2 protein-coding genes and 1 pseudogene are annotated in these 1,354 nt (G+C 60.4%); 1 reads left to right on the forward strand and 2 read right to left on the reverse strand.

Features of this window, described 5'->3' with window-relative positions; translation table 11 throughout:
* Window positions 1-29: 29 nt before the first annotated feature.
* Window positions 30-683 carry a class I SAM-dependent methyltransferase gene (locus tag ACRESJ_RS32650; protein WP_431761593.1) on the reverse strand — a complete coding sequence of 218 codons (654 nt, stop codon included), beginning with the start codon at window positions 681-683 and terminating at the stop codon, window positions 30-32.
* Window positions 680-1,144 carry a YbaY family lipoprotein gene (locus tag ACRESJ_RS32655; RefSeq protein ID WP_431761594.1) on the reverse strand — a complete coding sequence of 155 codons (465 nt, stop codon included), beginning with the start codon at window positions 1,142-1,144 and terminating at the stop codon, window positions 680-682. The genes ACRESJ_RS32650 and ACRESJ_RS32655 overlap by 4 nt, the downstream gene beginning before the upstream one ends.
* A 25-nt stretch (window positions 1,145-1,169) precedes the next feature.
* Here ACRESJ_RS32655 and ACRESJ_RS32660 point away from each other — a divergent pair.
* A pseudogene (locus tag ACRESJ_RS32660) lies at window positions 1,170-1,354 on the forward strand (hypothetical protein); the annotation flags it as partial.

Raw genomic sequence — 1,354 nt, forward strand, 5'->3', positions numbered from 1 at the left:
ATGTAGGAGCTGCCGAAGGCTGCGATCTTTTAACGGCTGGCGTGGTAGAGGCTCACATGCCGAAATTCTTCCGGCTCACACAGATCCGGCAGGGTCATGGCTTCAAGCATTTCGATGCGCCGGTACAAGGGATGACGAAAGTCGCGTACCCGAGAGTCCGCCACCAGTGCTTCGCGGCCTCGGCTCAGAAACTCATCGAGCAGCGGCAGGTTCGCCCGGTCGTACAGGACGTCCGCCACCAGCACCAGATCGAAGCGATCCGCCTCGGCAAAAAAATCCGTGGAATAGTTGAGCTGTACATCATTGAGTTCGGCATTCGCTCGACAGGCGGCTAGCGCCAACGGATCAAGGTCACAGGCCACCACTTCCAGCGCGCCGGCCTTCACGGCGGCAATCCCCGCTATGCCTGAGCCTGCGCCGAAATCCAGCACCCGTTTGCCTTCGACCCAGTGTGGGTTTTCGGCAAGGTAGCGGGCCACGGCCAAGCCACTGGCCCAACAAAAACTCCAGTAAGGCGGTTCATGCAGAATGCGACGGGTTTCTTCCGGGCTGAACGCGCGGTCCATGTTGTCGCCATCGATCAGCCACAACTTCAGATCGGTACCTGGTAATCCGCAGGCAACCAGTTGCGCATCACCGAGCAACTCACCCAACGCCTGCTGCAGGCCTTGCGGCGCACTCATGGGGCTTTGACGAATTGCAGTTGGCCCAGGGTCTGAGTCGTCGGCTGGCTAATCAACTGCGACGGAAGATGCAGGATTAACTGACCGGATTGGCTGGCGCGGCCACGCAGTTCAACGCGGGCTCCGGTCGGAAACGCCTCCGGGTTGAAACGCAAATGGAATGGCAACACCTGATCGTTGCCGATCAGGCTGGAGCTGGCGAGCAATTGTTGCGGGCGGTCTTTTTCGTCGATCACCAGCAGCGCCAGTTCAACTTCAGCGCCGCTCGGCACGCCCTGCAAGGTGCCGCTCAATTCGCGCTGATACGCCGGCAGCGGACCGAGTGCAGCCGCTTCCTTGGCTTTTTTCTGCGCCTGCTGTGGCGCGGGGCCAGGCGTCGGTGGTTGAGGCTGGGGTGCATCGCTGCTGCACGCCACCAACAGGCTGAAAAGGCTGAGCAAAACGAGCGGGCGTAACGGCATTGGCAGCTCCGGAAAGATGAAATCCATGGATCAAGTGATCATCCCGTCTGTATACCGCAAACCCTATGGCTTGTCTTGCCACGGGGATGCGCTACCATGGCCCTCCCTTTTTTTGTTGCCTGCCACCATGCACTGTCCCTTCTGCGGTGCCAACGACACCAAGGTCATCGACTCGCGTCTGGTCGCCGAGGGCGAACAGGTGCGCCGCCG

It is taken from the genome of Pseudomonas sp. (assembly GCF_050739655.1).
Lineage (GTDB): Bacteria > Pseudomonadota > Gammaproteobacteria > Pseudomonadales > Pseudomonadaceae > Aquipseudomonas.

Bases quoted from the DNA above. Each gene is read 5' to 3' on its own strand.
- ACRESJ_RS32655 (WP_431761594.1), bottom strand. From the start codon at position 1,144: ATGCCGTTACGCCCGCTCGTTTTGCTCAGCCTTTTCAGCCTGTTGGTG.
- ACRESJ_RS32650 (WP_431761593.1), bottom strand. From the start codon at position 683: ATGAGTGCGCCGCAAGGCCTGCAGCAGGCGTTGGGTGAGTTGCTCGGT.